Genomic DNA, 1,193 nt, shown 5'->3' with positions numbered 1-1,193 from the left:
AAATGGCTAAGGAAAAATTCGAGCGGACCAAACCGCACGTAAACGTTGGCACCATTGGACACGTTGACCACGGCAAGACCACCTTGACCGCGGCGATCACCACCATTCTGGCGAAGAAGTTTGGCGGTGCTGCCAAGAAGTACGACGAAATTGACAGCTCGCCCGAAGAGAAGGCGCGCGGCATTACCATTAATACCGCCCACGTCGAGTACGAGACCGCCAAGCGTCACTACGCCCACGTCGACTGCCCGGGCCACGCCGACTACATCAAGAACATGATTACCGGTGCTGCCCAGATGGACGGCGCCATCCTGGTCGTGTCCTCTGCTGACGGCCCCATGCCCCAGACCCGCGAGCACATCCTGCTTGCCCGTCAGGTTGGCGTGCCCTACATCATCGTCTACATGAACAAGGCCGACATGGTCGACGACGCCGAACTGCTCGAGCTCGTTGAAATGGAAGTTCGCGAACTGCTCAGCAAGTACGACTTCCCCGGTGACGACACCCCCATCATCATCGGTTCCGCCCTGAAAGCCCTCGAAGGCGACCAGAGCGACATCGGCGAGCCGTCCATCATGAAGCTGGCTGATGCGCTGGACTCCTACATCCCCGAGCCCGAGCGTGCGATTGACCGTCCGTTCCTGATGCCTGTTGAAGACGTCTTCTCCATCTCCGGTCGCGGCACCGTCGTCACCGGTCGTGTCGAGCGCGGCGTCATCAAGGTTGGCGAAGAGATCGAGATCGTCGGCATCGTCCCCACCGTCAAGACCACCTGCACCGGCGTCGAGATGTTCCGCAAACTGCTCGACCAGGGTCAGGCAGGTGACAACGTCGGCGTGCTGCTGCGTGGCACCAAGCGTGAAGAAGTCCAGCGCGGCCAGGTGTTGGCCAAGCCCGGCTCGATCAAGCCGCACACCAAGTTCAGTGCCGAGATTTACGTGCTGTCGAAAGACGAGGGTGGTCGTCACACCCCGTTCTTCAACGGCTACCGTCCGCAGTTCTACTTCCGCACCACCGACGTGACTGGCAGCATTGAGCTGCCGGCCGGTACCGAGATGGTGATGCCTGGCGACAACGTCAGCATCAAGGTGTCGCTGATCCAGCCGATCGCGATGGACGAAGGCCTGCGTTTTGCCATCCGCGAAGGCGGCCGCACCGTCGGTGCCGGCGTCGTGGCGAAGATCGAAGAGTAA

At 60.9% G+C, this 1,193-nt stretch carries 1 protein-coding gene; it reads left to right on the top strand.

The genetic code is table 11. The features are described 5' to 3' along the window. Window positions 1-2: 2 nt before the first annotated feature. A complete protein-coding gene (gene tuf / locus Q8R61_RS07130; protein ID WP_305535682.1) occupies window positions 3-1,193 on the top strand; it encodes an elongation factor Tu in 1,191 nt (396 codons plus the stop codon).

Origin of the sequence: Thiobacillus sp., from assembly GCF_030696885.1 — a bacterium.
GTDB lineage: Bacteria > Pseudomonadota > Gammaproteobacteria > Burkholderiales > Thiobacillaceae > Thiobacillus.
This window is presented reverse-complemented; position numbering and strand designations above follow the sequence as displayed.

What these genes read in the sequence shown, in the direction of transcription:
- tuf (WP_305535682.1), top strand. Translation starts at nt 3, where the DNA reads ATGGCTAAGGAAAAATTCGAGCGGACCAAACCGCACGTAAACGTTGGC.